This is a genomic window from Mycoplana sp. ABR4_002 (genome assembly GCF_056159645.1).
In genome coordinates, this window is sequence record NZ_JBSWVO010000001.1 from 3643520 (window position 1) to 3663072 (window position 19553).

At 63.3% G+C, this 19553-nt stretch carries 19 protein-coding genes; 7 read left to right on the forward strand and 12 right to left on the reverse strand.

Annotated features, from left to right (window positions below; genetic code table 11):
* Window positions 1-56: 56 nt before the first annotated feature.
* The gene (locus ACXAGF_RS17265) at window positions 57-596 is read right to left on the reverse strand and encodes an ion channel (protein ID WP_475018602.1); all 540 of its coding nucleotides are present in this window, start codon (window positions 594-596) and stop codon (window positions 57-59) included.
* 1363 nt (window positions 597-1959) lie between these two features.
* Between ACXAGF_RS17265 and ACXAGF_RS17270 the strand changes: the two genes are divergently transcribed.
* Window positions 1960-2415 (forward strand): DUF305 domain-containing protein, encoded by a 456-nt coding sequence (locus ACXAGF_RS17270; RefSeq protein WP_475018603.1) that lies wholly within the window; start codon window positions 1960-1962, stop codon window positions 2413-2415.
* 133 nt (window positions 2416-2548) lie between these two features.
* On the opposite strand, the gene ACXAGF_RS17275 is transcribed toward ACXAGF_RS17270, so the two are convergent.
* Window positions 2549-2770: a heavy-metal-associated domain-containing protein gene (locus ACXAGF_RS17275; RefSeq protein ID WP_475018604.1), complete on the reverse strand. Its 222-nt coding sequence runs from the start codon at window positions 2768-2770 to the stop codon at window positions 2549-2551.
* Between the two features lie 667 nt (window positions 2771-3437).
* Here ACXAGF_RS17275 and ACXAGF_RS17280 point away from each other — a divergent pair.
* The 4 genes from ACXAGF_RS17280 to ACXAGF_RS17295 all read left to right on the forward strand — a co-directional run bounded on the left by ACXAGF_RS17280 (window position 3438) and on the right by ACXAGF_RS17295 (window position 7707).
* Window positions 3438-3893, forward strand: a complete 456-nt coding sequence (locus ACXAGF_RS17280) for a DUF411 domain-containing protein (protein ID WP_475018605.1) — start codon at window positions 3438-3440, stop codon at window positions 3891-3893.
* Between the two features lie 146 nt (window positions 3894-4039).
* Window positions 4040-6517 (forward strand): heavy metal translocating P-type ATPase, encoded by a 2478-nt coding sequence (locus ACXAGF_RS17285; RefSeq protein ID WP_475018606.1) that lies wholly within the window; start codon window positions 4040-4042, stop codon window positions 6515-6517.
* Window positions 6518-6610: 93 nt separating this feature from the next.
* Window positions 6611-7183: a hypothetical protein gene (locus tag ACXAGF_RS17290; RefSeq protein WP_475018607.1), complete on the forward strand. Its 573-nt coding sequence runs from the start codon at window positions 6611-6613 to the stop codon at window positions 7181-7183.
* Between the two features lie 158 nt (window positions 7184-7341).
* Window positions 7342-7707: a hypothetical protein gene (locus tag ACXAGF_RS17295; protein ID WP_475018608.1), complete on the forward strand. Its 366-nt coding sequence runs from the start codon at window positions 7342-7344 to the stop codon at window positions 7705-7707.
* Here ACXAGF_RS17295 and ACXAGF_RS17300 read toward each other — a convergent pair.
* The 7 genes from ACXAGF_RS17300 to ACXAGF_RS17330 form a co-directional block, all read right to left on the reverse strand.
* Window positions 7623-8969, reverse strand: coding sequence for an adenylate/guanylate cyclase domain-containing protein (locus tag ACXAGF_RS17300; protein ID WP_475018609.1), 1347 nt, complete (start codon window positions 8967-8969; stop codon window positions 7623-7625). The two genes, ACXAGF_RS17295 and ACXAGF_RS17300, sit on opposite strands and share 85 nt — an antisense overlap.
* 83 nt (window positions 8970-9052) lie before the next feature.
* Entirely contained in the window at window positions 9053-9337 is a 285-nt protein-coding gene (locus ACXAGF_RS17305; RefSeq protein ID WP_475018610.1) for a copper-binding protein, read from the reverse strand.
* Between the two features lie 17 nt (window positions 9338-9354).
* Window positions 9355-9834 carry a cupredoxin domain-containing protein gene (locus tag ACXAGF_RS17310; RefSeq protein ID WP_475018611.1) on the reverse strand — a complete coding sequence of 160 codons (480 nt, stop codon included), beginning with the start codon at window positions 9832-9834 and terminating at the stop codon, window positions 9355-9357.
* 38 nt (window positions 9835-9872) lie between these two features.
* Window positions 9873-11222: a multicopper oxidase family protein gene (locus tag ACXAGF_RS17315; protein ID WP_475018612.1), complete on the reverse strand. Its 1350-nt coding sequence runs from the start codon at window positions 11220-11222 to the stop codon at window positions 9873-9875.
* A gap of 14 nt (window positions 11223-11236) precedes the next feature.
* The gene (locus ACXAGF_RS17320) at window positions 11237-12700 is read right to left on the reverse strand and encodes a TolC family protein (RefSeq protein ID WP_475018613.1); all 1464 of its coding nucleotides are present in this window, start codon (window positions 12698-12700) and stop codon (window positions 11237-11239) included.
* Complete coding sequence (locus tag ACXAGF_RS17325) at window positions 12697-12924, reverse strand: hypothetical protein (protein ID WP_475018614.1); 228 nt, start codon at window positions 12922-12924, stop codon at window positions 12697-12699. Before ACXAGF_RS17325 ends, ACXAGF_RS17320 begins: the two co-directional genes overlap by 4 nt.
* 91 nt (window positions 12925-13015) lie before the next feature.
* On the reverse strand, window positions 13016-13357 hold the full coding sequence (locus ACXAGF_RS17330; RefSeq protein ID WP_475018615.1) for a hypothetical protein: 342 nt from the start codon (window positions 13355-13357) through the stop codon (window positions 13016-13018).
* A 345-nt stretch (window positions 13358-13702) separates the two neighbouring features.
* Here ACXAGF_RS17330 and ACXAGF_RS17335 point away from each other — a divergent pair, with 345 nt between their 5' ends.
* Window positions 13703-14644 (forward strand): IS3 family transposase, encoded by a 942-nt coding sequence (locus tag ACXAGF_RS17335; protein WP_475018616.1) that lies wholly within the window; start codon window positions 13703-13705, stop codon window positions 14642-14644.
* Window positions 14645-14659: 15 nt separating this feature from the next.
* On the opposite strand, the gene ACXAGF_RS17340 is transcribed toward ACXAGF_RS17335, so the two are convergent.
* Window positions 14660-15097, reverse strand: coding sequence for a DUF262 domain-containing protein (locus ACXAGF_RS17340; RefSeq protein WP_475018617.1), 438 nt, complete (start codon window positions 15095-15097; stop codon window positions 14660-14662).
* 305 nt (window positions 15098-15402) lie between these two features.
* Between ACXAGF_RS17340 and ACXAGF_RS17345 the strand changes: the two genes are divergently transcribed.
* The gene (locus ACXAGF_RS17345) at window positions 15403-15606 is read left to right on the forward strand and encodes a hypothetical protein (RefSeq protein WP_475018618.1); all 204 of its coding nucleotides are present in this window, start codon (window positions 15403-15405) and stop codon (window positions 15604-15606) included.
* Window positions 15607-16406: 800 nt separating this feature from the next.
* On the opposite strand, the gene ACXAGF_RS17350 is transcribed toward ACXAGF_RS17345, so the two are convergent.
* Both ACXAGF_RS17350 and ACXAGF_RS17355 read right to left on the reverse strand, forming a co-directional pair.
* Entirely contained in the window at window positions 16407-18755 is a 2349-nt protein-coding gene (locus ACXAGF_RS17350; RefSeq protein ID WP_475018619.1) for a YecA family protein, read from the reverse strand.
* Window positions 18756-19310: 555 nt separating this feature from the next.
* On the reverse strand, window positions 19311-19439 hold the full coding sequence (locus ACXAGF_RS17355) for a hypothetical protein (RefSeq protein ID WP_475018620.1): 129 nt from the start codon (window positions 19437-19439) through the stop codon (window positions 19311-19313).
* Window positions 19440-19553: the final 114 nt, after the last annotated feature.

The following is a 19553-nucleotide window of genomic DNA, read 5'->3' on the forward strand; positions in this document are numbered from 1 at the left end:
GTCCGGCGAGACTGTTGCGTCGAGGCCCGCCGGTCGCCACTGCCGACGACGTGTCGTCAATCGCCGAGACCGGGGGCGCCTTGCGCCTCTGCGCGCCGATCCGAGGTCGTCGCCTCGCTGGCACCCTTGCCCTTCCTGCGTTCGGCCCGCGCCCTGTCGACCTTGCTGAACTCGGTCATGATGCTGACGAGGACGCTGGCGGTCCAGCCGAAGGTGAACAGGCCCGACATGGCGATGATCGGGCCGATCAGCCGCCAGTGGTCCGGCATCGCCACCGGACCGGTGCCGAGCGTGGTGTAGCTCTGCAGGACATAGTAGTAGCCGTCGCGCATCGTTGGAATCAGGCCCAGTGCCACCACCGGGGCCGCCCACAGCAGCGTCTCGGCGAAGTGCAGCGCCGCCAGCGAACCGATCGTCAGCGCAAGCAGCAGGTCGAGCCGCCAGAGCGGCGTCCTGTCGGAGACACGGATCCATGCGTCGCTGAAGCGCCGGTTGATCGCCCGGATGCCGACGCCGTGCACGAAGATGATGGCGACCATCGTCAATGTCCCGAGGATGATCTCGACGACGGGATTGGGGGCTGCCAGTTCATCCATCGCTTGCGTCCTTCCGGCGGATTGGGTGATCGATCGACTGTCGCCGCCGGTCGAGCCGGGCCTGACGGCATCGGCGCCTCGGCAACGGCTGCAGAAGTCGCAGCATGAGCCGGGCAAATCCTAACCCGCGCCCCGTAGGGCGTCGAGCGCGCCGGCAGCCGCCCCGATGTCGGCCGCCCGGAGCGGTCCGAGCTGCACCGCCAGTTCCTGACCGGCCTCAGGCGGCGCCCGTGCACTCCTCGGCGTAGGCTCTATTGCCGTTCCTGACCGCGCCGCCCCGTCCAAGCGCCGCATGGCCCGGCGGACGACCCCGCCGACCCACAGCAAGCCCAGCGTTCCGCCGCGAGACACGTTCATCGTGCCGCCCGACCCGAGAAGGCCGGCTCCTCCACAGTTGGTGACGGTCTCGACGGCCTGCTCGGCAAGAAAGCGACGCTCAGTCATGTGAGCCAGGTCGGAATGGCGGGCGATGCGGCGATGCCGGGCGCGGCGACGGGCGCTGCCACGGCCGTTGTCGACCCGTCGAACAGCGCCCGCCAATTGCACGCGATACTGAAGACGGTGCGCGCCGGTTCGAGGCCTTGCGGGGAGAGGCCAGCCCCGCCCAGAACCAGGCGTTGGCCCGGACCGTGACAACGCCGGCAAGGGCGCCGCCGAAGAAGATGGACCGGCTTGGCCTGGGGAGCAGGGCCGCGACCTGTCCGGCGAAGGTCGCGAACCCCAGCGAAATGAAGACGCCCGTCCAGGCGTGCAGCCGCGCATTCCGTGGTCGGAGAACCACCGGGCGATCTGCTGGCCGCTCGAATCGAGCGTCGGAAACGACCCGCGCGGCGACGAAGCTGGCGATATAGAACGCGCCCGTCAGCAGATGTTGATCAGCAGGATGCGTGACTGCGCCATCGAATGTCTTCCGCCTTCATTGCGTGCCACGCCACCGGCCGGCCTGTGTTCTACGCAAGTGTACTACGGCATCTTCGTGGAGCCGAACTTCGGCGCCGCCGTCCGATGGGCAACGTCGCGCCGCGCGGCGAGTTTCTCTTGCCGCCGAGTGCTCGGGCCCACCGCGGGCTCACCCGGACGACCGGCGGTCTCACACGTCCCCGGAGCTTGCTCTCCGTTCGCATCTCTTCGCGTTTTCGCCGGAACTTTCGCTTGGAAGGGGTGTTTTCAACGAGACGGACCACACAGCGGTGGCGCCCCCTGCCGGCCAGCACAGCGCGTTGCGGCACCCAGCGATGTTGATGCCTGGTCGGCCATTGCTCCGGTGCCATGCGCTTGGACTTGCAGGCCTTGGACTTGCAGGCGATGGCCTGGCTCTCGACGGCCGGGAGGCCCGGGCTGTCGCGGCAATGAGGAGGCACGGATGAAAATGTCCTACTGGCGCTTCGCAGCAATGATCGCAACCTCGACGGTCGTCATGTACGGCCTCATGTATCTGAACACCTATGCCTTGGAGCACGCTTACTGGAGCGAAACCCGGGCCTGGATGGCGTTGCTGATGGGCTCGGCCATGGCCGTCGTCATGCTGGCTTTCATGTTCGAGATGTACAAGAGCAGGACGCTGAACATCGCCATCCTGGTTGGGGCCGCACTTGTCTTGGCGCTTTCGCTTTCGCTCGTCCGAAGCCAGATCACCATCGACGACACGAAATACATGAGCGCGATGATCCCGCACCACTCGATCGCCATCATGACCAGCAAGCGGGCACAGATCTCCGACCCGCGCGTACGCAAGCTGGCCGACGACATCATCAAGGCGCAGGAACGCGAGATTGCCGAGATGAAGGCCCTCATCGACGATCTGGAGAGGCGGGAATGACGGGCAAGCGCACCGGATTGGGACGGGCTGCGACGCCGGTTCCCCGCGGCGGCGAGCCACCGCTGGCCGGCGCCGGACGATATGGGTCAGGGCCCCACGCGCCGCCGCCCGGCGCGTGGGGAGGCCTGCTGCGTCATGCCACGTGCGAGCAGCACGACTTCTTGAAGGTCGCGTCATAGCCGGCGGCTGCGATCGCGGTCACAAAGGCGTCGGAAGCCAGTTCCGACGCGATTGACGCGGTCTTGGTCTCCAGATTGACGGCAACCTCGGCCTTGGGGTCGACAGACCTCACGGCCTTCTCGACCGCATTGACGCAGTGGCCGCAAGTGATTTCGGGAATGTTGAGGTGGAACACGGATATCTCCTCTAGGACTTGACCGCGTGACCATGCAGCTTTCCACCATGGCAAGGTCAAGAGCCTTGCGCAAAAGTCCTGCCATCGCCTGTCACCCGCCATCTGATGGGGCAGTCGGTCGCAGGGCGCTCGGACTTCCCAACCAGGACGGTCTATGCCAGCATGAGGTCATGTTCTCTGCCGCGCTCTTGCGTTTGCTCTTGGCCCTTGCCGTGCTCGGGCTCGTCGCCGGCCCGGCAGGCGCGGCCACCGGGTCGCCCCCCCTTCATGCTCTCCAGGCCCTGCCCGCGGCGGGCATGGAAAACGAAGGCGACATGTCCTGCTGCCCGGATCGACAGCCGGTGCAAAAGCCCTGCGGCTTGAGTTGCGCTCTTGCGCCGCAGTGCGGTGCCCCTGTTGCTGACGGGCGTGGCGCGGTCGCGTGGCGCATCGGCTGCACAGCTGCGGGCCCCGCGCCGCGGCCCATGCAGGAGAGGCCGCCCGCCTCGGCACTCGTAGCGCCGCCGGAACGGCCGCCAAGGACCTGATTCCGACATTTCACGGCCGGCACGGCCATTGCTCGAACCGACTGTCGCCCTCGCCGGTCATGCGAAGACATTGCCTGCTGTCGCCATGCAGCGTTCGGTTGGCGCTCAGGCGCGGGGCGGAACATTCAAGGAGTCACCAGATGAAAAGACGAGAATTCTTGCTCTCCATCGCCGCCGCGGGAACGGTTGTCCTCGCAGCGCCGGCGGCGTCCGCGGCCGGCGAGCCGATGGTCGTTTACAAGGACCCGAATTGTGGCTGCTGCCATGCCTGGGCGGAGGCCATGAAGACGGCCGGCTTCAGCGTCGAAATACGGGACGTGGACGACCTCGACGCCATCAAGCGGGGTTTCGCCATTCCGGCGAACATGCAGGCCTGCCATACCGCGACTGTCGCGGGATATTATGTCGAGGGGCACGTGCCTGTGGACGCCGTCACGAGGCTGCTGTCCGAAAAGCCCGCCATCGCCGGGCTCGCCGTCCCCGGCATGCCGAGTGGGTCCCTCGGCATGGGCGACGATCCCGGGGCGAGCTACGACGTGTTCGCGATGAAAAGGGACGGCACCGCCGCAGTCTTCCAGGCCGTCAGGCCGCAATGATCATGGTGCGGCCACCGGGCGGCGGCGGTTTCCGTCGCCCGGTGGGGGGCGAGGAATCTTGGGGCGTCGGCGGGCAAAAACTCGCTTGACCTTGCCACGATTGGAAGGATTATCCCCGTGTGCAGTTAACGACAGGGGACCCTCCCATGGCTGCACTCACGAAGCTGGAAGAACAGGAATCGGATTCTGCCTGGGCCGAATTCGGCATCGACGGGATGACCTGCGCATCTTGCGTACGCCGGGTTGAGAAGGCGATCGCCGCCGTTCCCGGCGTCATTTCCGCAAGCGTCAACCTTGCAACCGAACGGGCCACGGTCCTCTATGGCGGCGCGCCCGCGGCCAACGGGGTGCTCAAAGCGATCTCGACAGCCGGATACCACCCGCGCGTTGAGGTTCGGGAGTTTTCGATCGAAGGCATGACCTTTCCGTCCTGCGCCCGCAGGGTGGAGAAGGCCTTTGCGGGCGTCCCCGGCGTGCTGGAGGCAGCCGTCAACCGCGCCACGGAAACGGCGACGGTACGCTTCACCGGCGACAATGTGACCGCGCTCGAGGCCGCCGTCCGCAAGGCGGGATACGATGTGATTCGGGCGGGCGAAGAGGCCGATAGCGTGTCGCAGCAAGACCGCAAGGCCGCAGAAATGCGGGGGCTCGGCCTGTCGCTCGCATTCGCTGCCGTGTTCACGCTGCCGCTTTTCGCGCTGGAGATGGGCTCCCACCTGGTTCCCGCAGTCCATGTCTGGGCAATGGAAACTCTCGGCATGGAGGGGACCCGCTATCTGCAGTTCGCCTTGGCCTCGCTGGTGCTGTTCGGCCCGGGCCTGCGCTTCTTCCGCAAAGGGGTCCCGAACCTCCTGCGCTGGACGCCGGACATGAACTCGCTCGTCGTGCTCGGCACGTCGGCTGCTTGGACATATTCCGTGGTCGCGACGTTTGCCCCTGGAACGCTGCCGGAAGGAACCGACAACGTCTACTACGAGGCTGCCGCGGTGATCATCACGCTGATCCTGCTCGGCCGCTTCCTCGAAGCGCGCGCAAAGGGCAAGACCAGCCAGGCGATCAAGCACCTGATCGGGCTCCAGCCCAAGATCGCCTTTGTCGAGCGCGGCGGGCAATTTATCGAGGTGGCCGTTGCCGCCGTGCGCCGGAACGATCTGGTGCGCATCCGGCCGGGCGAGCGGATACCGGTAGACGGATGCCTGGTCGACGGCGACTCCTACGTCGATGAGGCGATGATCACGGGCGAGCCGGTACCGGTGAGAAAGGCTGCAGGCTCTGAAGTCGTCGGCGGCACCATCAACAAGACGGGGTCCTTCACATTCCGGGCCACCAAGATCGGCGGCGACACGTTGCTCGCCCAGATCATCCGCATGGTGGAGGCGGCGCAGAGTTCGAAGCTGCCGATCCAGGCGCTGGTGGACAAGGTGACGGGTTGGTTCGTGCCCGCTGTCATCGCCGCCGCCGCGGTCACCTTCGGCGCCTGGCTGGTGTTCGGCCCGGACCACGCGCTCACCTACGCCCTCGTGAACGCGGTCGCGGTGCTGATCATCGCCTGCCCCTGTGCCATGGGTCTGGCGACCCCGACCTCGATCATGGTCGGCACCGGCCGCGCCGCCGAGTTCGGCATCCTGTTCCGCAAGGGCGAGGCATTGCAGAGCCTGCGTGACGTGAAGGTCGTCGCGTTCGACAAGACCGGCACGCTGACGAAGGGACGGCCGGAACTCACGGACTTCCATGCTGCGCAAGGCTATCGGCGAGACGAGGTGCTGCGTCTGGTCGCCAGCGTCGAAACACGCTCAGAACATCCGATCGCCGAGGCGATCGTCGCCGGCGCCAAGGCGGAGGGCATTGCCATCGGTGACGTCTCCGGGTTCGAGGCCCGACCCGGGTTCGGCGTGACGGGCGTTGTCGATGGCCATACGGTGGTGGTGGGTGCGGACCGGGCGATGACCGGCGCCGGCATCGACGTCGCGGTCTTCGCGGAGCGTGCGAGGGCGCTCGGGAGCCTCGGCCGCTCGCCGTTCTATGCGGCCGTTGACGGCCGGCTCGCCGCCATCATCGCCGTCGCAGACCCGATCAAGAGTTCGACGCCGGAGGCGATCAGCGGGCTCCACGCGCTCGGCCTCAAGGTGGCCATGATCACCGGTGACAACGCCCACACCGCACAAGCCATCGCCGGGCAGCTCGGGATCGATGAAGTCGTCGCCGAGGTCCTGCCCGACGGGAAGGTCGACGCCGTCAAGCGCCTTCGCGCGGGGGGGCGCTCGGTGGCGTTCATCGGCGACGGCATCAACGATGCCCCGGCCCTGACCGAGGCCGACGTCGGCCTTGCCGTCGGCACCGGCACCGATATTGCGATCGAAAGCGCCGACGTGGTGCTGATGTCGGGCGAGCTGACGGGTGTATCGCGCGCCATCGCGCTCAGCCAGGCGACGATCCGCAACATCAAGCAGAACCTGTTCTGGGCCTTTGCCTACAACGTGGTTCTGATACCGGTCGCCGCCGGCCTGCTTTATCCCGTGAGCGGGACTTTGCTCTCGCCGATCCTGGCGGCGGCGGCGATGGGGATGTCGAGCGTCTTCGTGCTCGCCAACGCGCTCCGGCTCAGTGCCTTCAGACCCGCCTGACGACACCGCTCCCGCGCCTTGCGATGCGGGAGCGGTATCGGCTCCGCCCGCCTGCGGGGCCTTAACGAAGTCGAGATTACCTGCATGACAACGATGTTCGAGCAGCGCCGTGCGATCGTGGCGCGACTGCTTGAGGGCCAGATCCGGTTGCTGGACATGATCGTCACAGGGGAGCCGCTCGGCGAAATCCTCGACGAGCTTGTCCGGCAGTGCGAAGCGGCGCTGGCCGGAGGCGTGGTCTCTATCAACCTGCGCAACGATGACCGCGGGTATTCGCGGCCATGGCGCCCGGAGGCCGAGGCGTGTCCGAGCATGGCGGATCCGGGCGAACCCGTGCAGCTAGGCTCCTGCTCCTCGCCAATCCTGTCGCGCGACCGGCAGGTGCTTGACGCCATCGCCGTCCACGCGGAGCTGGAGGTCCTGACTGCACTGACGCACCGCGTGATCGCAGCCGCGGCCCAGCTCGCCAGCGTCGCGATCGCGCAAAGCCGGGCGCACGGCACCCTCGCGCCACATGGCGAACCGTCGAGGCTGCCGGATCGATCCCGCCTCGGAGGCGAGGCAGCCGACAAATTTCAGGGCTATTACTTCAGTCGCCCGCTGCCGGCGCACGATTTCGAGGCACTCCTGCGCAGTCCTCCCGGTCGTTTCCACGGCCGGCCGTAGGTCCTGCGACAAGCCGGGGCCGGATCGCAGGCCGGTCCGACCCCGGCAGCCGCAGGCGTCCGAACCTCGCGCGGTCGCCAGCTCGGTTTCCGATTCGGCGGACTTGGCGCCGCACCTGTGCTAGACTTCTTGGCTGGCATATTCCACGGGAGGGCGAAATGCGCGGGGGTGCTGTTGTTGCCATTCTGCCGTTGCTGTTTTCGTCCGTCTTGGCGTCGGATCGGACACCCTTCCACTCGGCACGTTTTGCGGACGATTCGATCGTTACGCTCGCCCTGGTGAGCAACGCGCTCGCGGCAAGCCCCGGCTACGACTACGACGTCGTGATCTCGATCTCGCAGCAAAGCTCCAGGGATGGCGCGGTCTACCATGATCCGGGCCGGCATCATGCGCTGGTGCGGTGCTCCGCGCCAGCCGAGGTCAAGGTCCGCGGCGTTTCCTATGCAATGCCGGGATCGCTGATCCGGGGTGCCGACTGGAAGGTCGATCTCTGGATCGCGGTGTGCAGCCCTCCGATGTCGTAGGACCGGTCGGCCGGTCCCCCGGCCGCGGGATCGAGATACCAGACGTCAATCCGCTCCTGCCGGCCGTAAAGGGCTGCATGCGGATATCTGATCCAGCCGGCGCGCGGCGCCGGCGCGTGCAGCCCCGACATCAGGTCGGAAGACACGACCAGGGACGTCGCCAGCGACTTTGCCATCTTCTCGAGCCGTTGCGCCACGTTGACGGTGTCGCCGATGACGGTGAACTCGCTGTGGCAGCCGCTGTCAAGGACACCGCCGACCACGCTTCCGTAATGCAGGCCGATCGCGGCATGAAGCGCGGGAAGGCCATTTCGGCCGCTGTCGCGGCGCCACTTGTCGAGGACGTCGACAAGCTCAAGGGCGCAGGCCAGCGCGCGATCGGCGTCGTCGTGGGACGGCTTCGGATGCCCGAAGACCGCCATCACGCCATCGCCCATGAACTTGTCGACCGTGCCGCCGTGGTCGAAAATGGCCCGGGATACAAGCTGCCGATATTCCCCCAGCACGAATGCCAGCTCAGGCGCGGCGGCGGTTTCGGCGAAGCGGGTAAAGTCGCGCAGGTCGACAAACATGATCGCGACGTTGCGCCGTTGCAGACCGAAGCTCTGCCCGTGGTCCTGCAACTCCGTGACCACGAACGGGGAGAAGAAGCGCGACAGGTTGAGGCGCCGCTGATCCGCCCTCATAGCCTCGCGGCGTGTCCGGTCGTGATCCCTGGCGAGCAGATAGATCGCGAAGGCGGTGAAGCCGAAGCTGACGGTGAGGCCAAGGTCCTGGTTCAGGAACGACGCCAGCAAGGAGACCAGGTCGTCGGCCGCGTGGCGGACCGCGGTGATCGCCAGCATTGCCACCCAGGAGGTCAGAACGATTGCGGAGAAGACGAGCACCAGCCGCCGATCCTGCTTCAGGCCGATCTGGACGAGCAGGATGAAGGCCACGACCAGGCCCGAGGTTGTCAGGTTATGGTTCTCGGTAACCGGCCCGCTCAAGATGTGCGCGTAAAGGAGAAGTGCGACCAGCAGCGCGTCCAGCACGACAAACACGGTCTTCAGCCAGCCGCTGCCGGGCAGGATCCGCGCGGTCGCGATGGAAGCGACACTGATCCCGAGATAACTGAAGACCACCACCAGATGGGCCAGCGCCGTTCCCTCATCGCCGACGAGGACGAGGTTGCCGATCAAGACGGCGAGGGCCACGAATCGAAGCAGGATCGAGCGTGTCTCGCGGGCAAAATCCCGGTCGGGTTGGAGTGGGGGCTTCATGTCGATCGACTTTTTCGTTGGAGTGAGGGCCCCGCCTGCGGGGCGGCAGGGGGCGCGGCGCCCGGGCCACGCCCCGCGCCGGGTCACTTGACCTGGGTCACGGTCAGCTTGCCGTTCACGCGTTCCGCGATGAACTCGATGTTCGCGCCCTCCTTGAGCTGTTCGAGGATGGCGTCGTCTTCCACGCGGAACACCATGGTCATCGCCGGCATTTCGAGGTCCTTCAGTTCCTCGTGGATCAGCGTGACCTTCTTCGCCTTGGTGTCGACCTTCTTGACCGTGCCCTTGGTGAATTCCTCTGCCAACGCGCCTTGGGCGGAAGCCAGGGACAGCGCGGCGGCGAGGGTGAGCTTGATGAGCGCTTTCATGTCAGACTCCGATCGGGTTACTTCTTGGCGACGGTGAGGTCGCCATGCATGCCCGCGTCGTAATGGCCGGGAACAAGGCAGGCGATCTTGAACGTGCCGTCGTTCGTGAACTTCCAGACGATCTCGCCGGATTCGCCGGCCGCGAGCCGGATCGCGTTCGGGTCGTCGTGCTCCATTTCCGGGAACTTCTCCATCACGGCCTTGTGCTCCATGATCTTGTCGTGGTCGTCGAGCACGAATTCGTGGTCGAGCTCGCCGGCGTTCCTGATCGCAAAGCGTACGGTCTGGCCCTTGCGGACCTTGAAGGACGACGGCGTGAAGATCATCTTGCCGTCCTCAGTTTCCGTCATCGTCACGCGGATCGTCTGGGTGGCCTCGGCCTTCTTGCCGGGTTCGCCGACCGCCATGGCCTCACCGTGGCCGCCGGCATGGTTGCCGGAAGCGAGCGCCGGAGTGGCGAGAGCGGTGATGAGAAACGCCAGAATTGCAGGCTTCATTGGATAGTCCTCTGTGTGGTTGAACATGGTATGGGCGATCAGCCGTGGTTCTTGTGCTTTGGCGTGATCCGGGTCTTCGCGTCCGACGCCTTGGTCCAGTCGGGTAGTTCACCCGTCCATTCCCAGGCCTGGGTGCCGGGCGGGTTTTCGTACCAGCCGGGGTCGCTGTAATCGCCGGCCGAGATCCCTTCCCGGACCTTGACGACCGAGAACATGCCGCCCATCTCGATCGGGCCATGCGGCCCCCAGCCGGTCATCATCGGGACAGTGTTCTCGGGGATTTCCATCTCCATCTCGCCCATGTCGGCCATGCCCTTGGTGCCCATCGGCATGTATTCCGGGCGAAGCTTCTTGATCTTCTCCGCAAGCCTTGTCTTGTCCACGCCGATGAAGGTCGGGATGTCGTGGCCCATGGCGTTCATCGTATGATGCGACTTGTGGCAATGGATCGCCCAATCGCCGGCATATTTGGCGTCGAACTCGTAGGCCCGCATCGCCCCGACCGGGATGTCGATGCTCACCTCCGGCCAGCGCGCCTCCGGCCGCACCCAGCCGCCGTCGGTGCAGGTCACCTCGAAGTCGTAGCCGTGCATGTGGATCGGGTGGTTGGTCATGGTGAGGTTGCCGACCCGGACCCGGACCCGGTCGTCCTTGGCGACGACAAGCGGGCTGATGTCGGGGAAGATCCGGCTGTTCCAGCACCACATGTTGAAATCGGTCATCTCCATGATGCGTGGCACGTAGGAGCCGGGATCGATGTCATAGGCGTTGAGCAGGAAGACGAAGTCCCGGTCGACCGGCATGAACGTCGGGTCCTTGGGATGGACGACGAAGAAGCCCATCATGCCCATCGCCATCTGTACCATCTCGTCGGAATGCGGGTGGTACATGAACGTGCCCGACTTCACGAGGTCGAACTCGTAGACGAAGGTCTTGCCGACGGGAATGTGCGGCTGCGACAGGCCGCCGACGCCGTCCATGCCGGACGGCAGGATCATGCCGTGCCAGTGGATCGTCGTGTGCTCCGGCAGCTTGTTGGTGACGAAGATGCGCACGCGATCGCCCTCGACCGCCTCGATCGTCGGCCCCGGCGACTGGCCGTTGTAGCCCCAGAGATAGGCGGTCATGCCCTCCGCCATCTCGCGCTCGACCGGCTCGGCGACGAGGTGGAACTCCTTGACGCCGTTGTTCAGCCGATGGGGCAGGGTCCAGCCGTTCAGGGTGACGACCGGGTTGTAGTCGGGACCGGACGTCGGGCGGACAGGCGGCTGGGTCTCCGCCGTCTCCATGATCGCCGCTTCCGGCAATCCCATGTTTGATGTTTTCGCCCAGGCCGCGGACGATACGAGCGCGGCACCGGCACCGAGCAATTGTCTTCTGTTGAACATCGTTCGCCTCCTTGTCAGTGACCGCCGCTGCCGCTCTCGGCAACGGTTGCAACTTCGGCCGCGCCGGCGGATGCTCCGGCCCCGCCGCCATAGATCGCGGGCGCGAGGTTTGCCTCGGCCAGCCAGAAGTCGCGCTTGGCGTTGACGGCCAGCAGGATCGAGTTGATCTTCTCGCGGCTGTCCGCGAGCAGCTCGAAGGTGTTGGTGATCATCGCGTTGTAGGTGAGGAGGGACTCCTCCTCGATCTTGCTGCGCAGCGGCACCACATTGTTCTGGTAGTGCCGGGCGATATCGTAGTTGGCACGGTACGCCTGGTAGGCGGAGCGCGCCTCGGACCGGACGTTGACGGCCTTTTCGGCGAGGAGGTTTGCCGCCCGCATATGGGCCAGTTCCGCCTTGCGCATGCGCGCCTTGCCGCTGTCGAAGATCGGTATGACGAACTCCAGTTCGGCGATCGCCGTCGTCTCGTGCTTCGTGTCGCCGTCTTCCCTCTCCCGCTCGATCTCGACGCCGCCGAGCAGTTCGAGGTCGGTCACGTAACGCGTCGCTTCCGTCAGCCGGTACGACCTGGCCGCCGCCTCGAGATCCAGCTTCGCCATCTGCAGGTCGACCCGGCGATGCAGCGCCTCGGCCTCGATCAAGTCCTTCTTCATCAGCCCCTTTGGCAGCGACGGCAGACGGTTGGGGACCTGGTAGTCGATATCGCCCCCCCACAGGCCCATCAGGCGCGTCAGTTCCTCCTTGCGGAGCCGGGCCTCAAGCCTTGCCTTGGCGGTCTGGCCTGACAGCTCGGCATAGAACACATGCTCCCGCGCCTGGCTGGCCTTGGTCATCGCCCCCGTCTCGCCAAGCTTTTCGGCAAGTTCCGACGCCGCATCGGCCGCGGCCTGCGCCTGATTGAGCTGTGCGACCGTTTCCCAGGCCGCGACCGCGTCGATCCAGGCGCGCCGCGTGTCGGCAGCCAGCTGGAGGGTTCGCTGGGCAGCCGCCAACTGGGCGCGCCGGTAATCGGTGTCGGCGATGCCCACCGTGCGGGCACGGGTTGCCAGAGCCAGAAGATTGGCGGCAATGACCCCCTCGACGGACTTGAACGCCTCAACGCCCGGCGTTCCGACGCCATTGAACCCAATCCCGACGGTCGGATTGAGGAACATCGTCGCCTGCCACGCGTCGGCCGCTGCGTCACCGAGGTCGGCATAGGCGGCCTGCAGTCCCTTGTTGTTCAGGAGCGCGACTTGAACGGCCGTTTCGACATCGACGGTCTTCCTGGCCATCAAGGATTTCGTCCTTTCGGCCGCGGCGCGCGCCTGCTGCTGGTTCTGTATCCACACAGTCTGCTTGCCTGCGCCTTCGGCCGTTCTTGCGGCGACGGCCGTAAATCCGGCGTCCTTCGCGGCGTACTCGTTGGTGGACGCGCAACCGGCGAGTATCAGCGGAAAGGCGGCCGCCACGGCGATCTTCGACGTTATTTTGCTCATGACGCATCTCCTTCAGGAGACTGCGCGTCGTTCTGCCGGCGCCACGGCTTGGGATCGACGGGCACGCGATGGACGTAGCCCGAGAGCGGGCTGGCATAACCCGCCGGGCGCACGGATGCCTGGGCCGGGCCGGGCTGGTTCGAAGCGACAATATCGGGAGGCAAGGTTGTAGCGCATCCGCTCGCCAGGAGCGGCAATGCGACCACGGAGAAAAAAGGTCTCATGGTAAAGTCCGAATAGGAACTGACAACGGTGGCTGCGGCGCCGTACGCTCGCAATCCCACGCTCAATCCCGCCGCAGCGGGCAGGGCCTATTCAGAGGATGGGGGGGCGATAGAACGGCAAGACGCCGCTTTCGACCCGGGCGTCATCGACGAATTCACGGTCCACGGCGAGACGCCGGCCACCAAGAAGGTCGCCGTCGACGACAATTGCCAGGCTTACGCAGAAGGCACCGCAGCATTCCTGGCTGGAGTGCTTCTTGCCTTCCTGTTCGGAATGATGATCGCCGTGGTCGTGGTCATTCGATGCGACATGGTGGTCGCCGACCTGTTCGACGGCCGCGACGGCCCAGGTTCCATGCATGGTGGCCGAAGCGGCCGGCAGCGAGTACCCCGCCAGCGACACAATGGTCAGCAAGCGAAGCAGAACCAGCATTTTCAAGAATGCGACTCGCAACATGCCCATGCCTGATGACTACCACCGGTCCAATCGTTGTCAATTGCTCGCTTCGTTGAACACATCATTCGGCCGGAAGTGTGGTCTTCTTGCCGCCGTTGATGATGCCGCTCTGGAAGCCGACTGCCTCTCTACACCTTGCCATGATGGCAAGGTCAACCGCTACAGGTGCTCCCGATACTGACGGCCCGGCATTGTCCCTTGCGCTCCCTAGCGCATCCCCCGGAACCACACAGATGGACGGAAACGGGCGAACTGGGATGACCTTGCCCCGCTGACCTAATCCATTTTGAAGTAAGCTCTGGCCATTGAGAGGACCAGGGAATGAAGCGCAACCGTTTCACAGACGAACAGATCGTCGGCATTCTGAAGGAGCATGAGGCGGGCATGCCGGTCTCGGAGCTTTGCCGCAAGCACGGCGTCAGCGATGCCAGCATCTATAAGTGGAAGACCAAGTTCGGCGGCATGGACGTGTCGGAAGCCAAGCGGATGAAGGCGCTGGCGCATGAACGCCGCCGCTTCGGCTATCGACGCATTCATGTGCTGCTCAGACGCGAGGGCCACCTTGTGAACCACAAGAGGCTCTTCCGGCTCTATCGGGAGGAGAAGCTGACGGTACGCAGACGTGGCGGTCGAAAGCGAGCGATCGGTACACGAGCGCCGATGCTGATCCCGATGGCCGCCAATGATCGTTGGTCGCTCGACTTCGTGTCAGATCAACTCACCGATGGACGCAGGTTCCGGGTTCTGACGGTCGTCGACGATTGCACGAGGGAATGCCTCGCTCTCGTCGCCGATACGTCGCTTTCCGGCCTGCGGGTTGCCCGTGAGCTTGACCGGATTGTCGAGGCGCGTGGCAAACCGAAGATGATCGTCAGCGACAATGGCAGCGAGTTCACCAGCAACGCGATCCTGCAATGGACGGACCGGGCCAAGGTGGATTGGCACTACATCGCGCCGGGCAAGCCGATCCAGAACGCTTTCATCGAAAGCTTCAATGGGCGGCTGCGAGACGAGTTCTTGAATGAAACCCTCTTCTCGTCCCTGCCCCATGCCCGATCAGCGCTTTCAAACTGGCGCTGCGACTACAACGATCACCGACCGCACTCTGGCCTCGGCTGGCTGACACCTGCCGAGTACGCTCGGACCATCAACCCGCGACGTGATGCGGTGCTGCGCGGCCGAAAAGGCTCCGCACCGCAACCCGCCGCTACCGCCCCAAGTGTTGCAACCCAAAACCGCTGGAGCGAACTCAAAACTGGATAAAACTTGGGGGCAAGGTCACTGCCTGTCGCCCTGCGTTGGCCAGACCTTGTAGATCTCAACTTCAGGGTTCTCCATCAGTTGCGGATCGCTATTCATGACGAAGCGCTGAATGTTCGAGGCGGCAGTGGAATATCCGATCCTCTGCGCATAGTGACGCGCTGCTGTCAGAAATATCTGAAAGGTCGTGAGCCTCTGCTGCCCATCAACGACCTGGAACGAGGGCACTTGCCGCACGCTCGGTTTCGCACGGCTCTCCAGAACGACTGCCCCCATAAAATGTGAAAAGCGCCGCTCCCTTCCCGCCAGACGTTCGATAGCCTTGGTCCGAATATCTTGCCAGAACGGCTCCCATTGTTTGTTTTTTGTCCAGACATAGCGGCGTTGATAGATGGGAACACAGTAGCGATTGCGATTCTGTAGGAGCGTGCCAATTTCGACCGGGCCAGCCTTCATACCATCACCATTATCTCACTCGACACAGACCGCCCCCGCGACGCCCCTCCGCCCGGAGCAGCGCCACGTGCTGGCCAACTACGTCATGAAACCTCATTGGCCCGAAATAGACAATAACTTTGGATTGCAGTTCGACTCGAAATTCGCGTAAAAAAACGGCTGCTGATAAGACGGAGAGTCGCTGTGATGCTGGGTCCAAGGTGCTGAAGCCGGAGTTTGGGGAGGTATTTGCCCAAGCGGTGACATCGGCGAGCTTCGGACCTGGGCATCCGATTCGGTGTGCAACTCCCACAAAAAAGGACCATATGGACACGGTGATCGAAGCCAAGCTGGCGATGCTGAAGGCGTACGAAACGGTCCTGAGCAAAGGCAAATGGGTTACTTGGCCGGACAACAATCAGCATCTGGTCATCACGCCTCTTGATTTCGACCTGCTCAAGAAGCCTTACGATGATTTGCTCGACGCTGAGGACGAGGCTGAGCGCGCCGCTGCAGAAAAGGGCGCATAATGTGCGACGCTATTACTCTCCTCATAGCCTGCGCCGCCCCACTCCACACCTCCACATATCACACTGGTCTTGATGAACTTGCGTTGGGTCCGCTTCTGGCCTTCTGTGACATGGCCGGCGTCGGCCCGAAGCGGACCTAAAAGCCCAATTTGCTAGGACAGCTTTGCGGCGCCATGTCAGTCGGCAGAAGCTGACGTTCTTTCAGCCTTTGCTGCCATTTGCCACCGCACAGCTACCGCCCCTACGGGGCATATGTGCTTTAGGAGGTGATGGTGCTGTGAGGCTGGTCAGACCAGGATGGGTGGCTGGTTGAGCGAACCGGTCGCTACGGCCCTTTCCTCGGTTGCGTTCGATATCCGGCCTGCAGTGGAAAGGGTCGTATCTCCGGCAGACGCAAGCCTCACACTCACGGATCGTCCGCATAGGACGAATATATTTGCTGCAAGAAGTCGCGGGCGGACTGCGGCTTGAGGTCGCGCCCGCGCCAGCCGAGAGAGCCGCGCCAGTTCGGCTCACTCCACTATGAGCGAAACGCCCAAATATGCGCAGTGTTTCCACCTCGTTCCGGTAGTCGACCAACCGCCGTCCCTCATTCCCAACTGGACGGCATCCTCACGTTGTCGACATTCAGCCATGGCCCGATTGCGGCTTCCATCCCCAGCCATCCGGCGACTAGTCCTGTGGGCGGTAGCTGACGCCACGATGGCCGCTGTCCGTTGTTCCGCGGCACGTTAGCGGCGGCTTCACGCCCTATCCAGCACCGAGTTAGTTTTCGTCAGGCGGGATTTGCGACCTGAGTTTCACCTACCATGGCACCTTTTAAATTTTTGTCCGCTGCCGCCAGGACAGGGAGCGTTGCGTCCCGGCTTTCTTCCATTGGCCGCTTTCAGAACCCTTACCGCTTCCTTCAGATTTATCGCTCTAGCAGGCTGCGCCATTCGAGCGGCATCCTCGAAGATGTGGGCGTTTGCTTCGGTCCGAACCGTGGGCTTGGTGACAGTGAAAGCCTTTGCCGATTGATAGCTCCCGTTTGCAAGCACCGTTGCCATCACGCCGACGATGCTCGAAGCTCTCACAGCCAGGGCAGCAGCGCTGGCTTTGTCATTGACTTTGCTCCAGTCAGTCGCCTGACCATGTTGCTCCAGCCATACGAAGAGTGATTTGCCGTCTCCGGCGAGGATGAAGTGGCGTGCCGGGTGCCGGTCGAGCGATTTCCGCATGTACTGCAGAATATTCGCAAGATCCTGCCTGCCTTTTTCATCAAAATCGCGTATGTGGCTCTCCGCTGAAAGCCAACCCGGGGCGCGGGTGGTGTGCAGCGCGCCAAGCAACTTCAGCACCTCGTCCGGAAACTGTTGTCCGGGCAACGGCCGGCTGTCCCAGTCCTCTCCTTCAAAACTTCGGTCCACGACATGGGACATGCCATCCCACACGAGCATGTCGGCTTTGCCTTCCTTCATGCGGTCTGCGGTTTCGAGATCGATCCGGTTCTTGGTCAGGTATGCGCCAAGGTGGTCAAACTCATCAAAAAGAAGCGCGCCACGTATGCCAGCCATGGCCTGACGCACCTCCATATAATGCGCGAATTGCCCCGGTGTGGGGAGAAACCGCTGGAGGACGAATAGGTTATCAATCGACATCGAAATGAAGGGGTGCTCTCCAAGCAGCGGCTGAATCTGCGGCAAATTCTTGGTGTACGTGGAAAAAGGCGAAAACGATTCCACCGTCAACCCGATGGGTATCATCACGCGGTAGTCAGCGCGCCGAATTCGGTCGCACTGTTCGTATTTCCCGTCCACCAGATGGTAGATCGGAACCTCGGCCGCCGAGTTCAGATAATTGAAGAACCGTTCGCACTGCTTATATGCCTTGACTACCAGGTCTTGTACCGATTGGGCGTGACGCTTGAAGTCGAGCGCCGGCGACGCAATCGTCGCTGCGGCTCCCGCTTTGGCTTCGACGAGAAGAAGCACGTCATCGATGAGGATTAGTGTATCGTTTTCAGACCATTGCTTTGTCGAGGGATCTTTGTAGTAGACCCCCTGATGGATGGTTGCTGCCGGTAACTGGGCAGTCAGAACATCGGCAAAAGCGCTTTCGCTCATCGCTTTTTGCCGGTCCTCGAAGGTCTTTTTATAATCCGGCTTCCTTCGCAGCAGGTTGAATAACAAGGCCCGATACCCGGCATCGCGGGTGAAGCAGGGATCAACCGCGTAGTAATCTGTCCCAAGCTGGATCAGCGGCTTCTTGCGGGCGGGCAGCGTCCTGTAGGGGGTCCCCGCATACTCTCCCGCAGCGAAAAACTCCGTTTCTTCGCCGCGTTGGTACGCAAGGTCGGCAAGCAGGGTTGCTGGCAGCTTCGAGTGACGGCTGACGTTCGCTACGCCACCCCGGAACATGTCGTCGATGGCTTGTCCCGCGGCCTCCGACTGCTCCGCGTTTGCTGCGACCCACTCTTCCATGACGTCTTCAAGCGGCCTACCTTTTGCCGCGGCGAAATCACGAGCCGCCTTGAACTGCTTCATCATTACTTCAATGGCGTAGACTTGGCCGGTGCGAGCAGCATCGGCTATGTCCTGAAAACCTGCTGCAATTTCAGCGGCACCAACACCATAGACCTCTTTGAGGACATCGTCGTGAGGTGCCAGCACAAACCTGTAAAACTGGCCTTCAAGAACCTGGTAGCGCTTTCCGCGCAGCAGGACCCAACTCGCTTTGGCGTGGAATTCGATATCGGCCGTATCAGGACCGAAGAGTCCGTCCTTGGTATCGGCCGATGTGGCCATCGCGAAGAACAACGACTGTTCTTTGAGCTTGCGGCCAAGTGCGAACAGTTCCGCACAGGCAGCTTGGTCAAATTTGATATGTTCGGGCTCCGCGTCAGATGCGAGTACCGCATGAACGTATTCAAGCAGGAACTGATTGTCGTCGATACCAGTGTCCGGGCCGTCGGTCTCTGGGTCGCCTGACGCCCCACGGGCATCAGCGAATGATTTCATCATATGTTGCGCATAGAAGTAGCCAAGCAGATCATGCGCCGGCATGGCGACGATCAGATCGCGCATTCGCGCGGCAGTCGCTTCCATGTCTTTGAGCAGGGTCGACGCGGCTTTCTCGCGTTGTGTTGCAGCATTTTCAGAGCTTTGCATATGGCCCTCCTGCATTCATCGTAGCGCACAATCTATGAGACGCACCTGCCGACCTGCTCACGAGATGGAGGGTGTATTACATGATAGTTGCTCTCTGGAGCTTGCCAGCGCTGCCGACTGCGGAATGGACGCCTTGGGCTGGATCGAGGGTCCCCATGTGTTTGGCGAGGTGTTTACAGTTCCTGCAGATTGCTGAACTTCGCGGCGCCGGTGGTCGGAAGGACGGGGGACCATGCGTGGTCCTGATGAATCCTTCGACGTTCCCCCGCTCAGAGGAGACGTAGCCAACGGCGTGGGTAAATTCGGCCAACGTGAGGCGCGCCCGCGGAAATTTTCGACGACTCAGATGTCGGACAGGCAGTGAAGGTTCACTCGCAGATCGGTTGAAAGTAGGAAACGGGCTGGAAGAAGGAGTGGACATGGGGCCACTCGCCAACGAGCGGCAACTCGGTTCGATCGGATCAGGCGTCGCCGACGCATTGCGTCGTGGTGCGGACGGGTGGTTCCTGTAGGCCTCAGTCGGGCAGGAAGGATTCGCCCAACACGGATTCGCTTTCATTGCTGATAGCAGCGGGCGACGCTGAACGCGGCCGCTATCGCCGGAAACCCGATCTGACTGTGGCCGGCCGAGCAAGGGCTCGGCGCAATCTTCATGCCGATGCTGGTAATCACCAGATTATTCACGGAAACCTCGATCGTCACTTCGAGAGCGCTACACCAGGCCCGCGCTCAGCAGTCGAAGGAATGAAGATGACCGACTTCCGCTCAAGAGGCTTGCACCCGTGAGCGTGCGAGCAG

Coding starts and splice junctions, on each gene's coding strand:
- ACXAGF_RS17265 (WP_475018602.1), bottom strand. CDS start 596: ATGGATGAACTGGCAGCCCCCAATCCCGTCGTCGAGATCATCCTCGGG.
- ACXAGF_RS17270 (WP_475018603.1), top strand. CDS start 1,960: ATGAAAATGTCCTACTGGCGCTTCGCAGCAATGATCGCAACCTCGACG.
- ACXAGF_RS17280 (WP_475018605.1), top strand. CDS start 3,438: ATGAAAAGACGAGAATTCTTGCTCTCCATCGCCGCCGCGGGAACGGTT.
- ACXAGF_RS17285 (WP_475018606.1), top strand. CDS start 4,040: ATGGCTGCACTCACGAAGCTGGAAGAACAGGAATCGGATTCTGCCTGG.
- ACXAGF_RS17290 (WP_475018607.1), top strand. CDS start 6,611: ATGTTCGAGCAGCGCCGTGCGATCGTGGCGCGACTGCTTGAGGGCCAG.
- ACXAGF_RS17295 (WP_475018608.1), top strand. CDS start 7,342: ATGCGCGGGGGTGCTGTTGTTGCCATTCTGCCGTTGCTGTTTTCGTCC.
- ACXAGF_RS17300 (WP_475018609.1), bottom strand. CDS start 8,969: ATGAAGCCCCCACTCCAACCCGACCGGGATTTTGCCCGCGAGACACGC.
- ACXAGF_RS17305 (WP_475018610.1), bottom strand. CDS start 9,337: ATGAAAGCGCTCATCAAGCTCACCCTCGCCGCCGCGCTGTCCCTGGCT.
- ACXAGF_RS17310 (WP_475018611.1), bottom strand. CDS start 9,834: ATGAAGCCTGCAATTCTGGCGTTTCTCATCACCGCTCTCGCCACTCCG.
- ACXAGF_RS17315 (WP_475018612.1), bottom strand. CDS start 11,222: ATGTTCAACAGAAGACAATTGCTCGGTGCCGGTGCCGCGCTCGTATCG.
- ACXAGF_RS17320 (WP_475018613.1), bottom strand. CDS start 12,700: ATGAGCAAAATAACGTCGAAGATCGCCGTGGCGGCCGCCTTTCCGCTG.
- ACXAGF_RS17325 (WP_475018614.1), bottom strand. CDS start 12,924: ATGAGACCTTTTTTCTCCGTGGTCGCATTGCCGCTCCTGGCGAGCGGA.
- ACXAGF_RS17330 (WP_475018615.1), bottom strand. CDS start 13,357: ATGCTGGTTCTGCTTCGCTTGCTGACCATTGTGTCGCTGGCGGGGTAC.
- ACXAGF_RS17335 (WP_475018616.1), top strand. CDS start 13,703: ATGAAGCGCAACCGTTTCACAGACGAACAGATCGTCGGCATTCTGAAG.
- ACXAGF_RS17340 (WP_475018617.1), bottom strand. CDS start 15,097: ATGAAGGCTGGCCCGGTCGAAATTGGCACGCTCCTACAGAATCGCAAT.
- ACXAGF_RS17345 (WP_475018618.1), top strand. CDS start 15,403: ATGGACACGGTGATCGAAGCCAAGCTGGCGATGCTGAAGGCGTACGAA.
- ACXAGF_RS17350 (WP_475018619.1), bottom strand. CDS start 18,755: ATGCAAAGCTCTGAAAATGCTGCAACACAACGCGAGAAAGCCGCGTCG.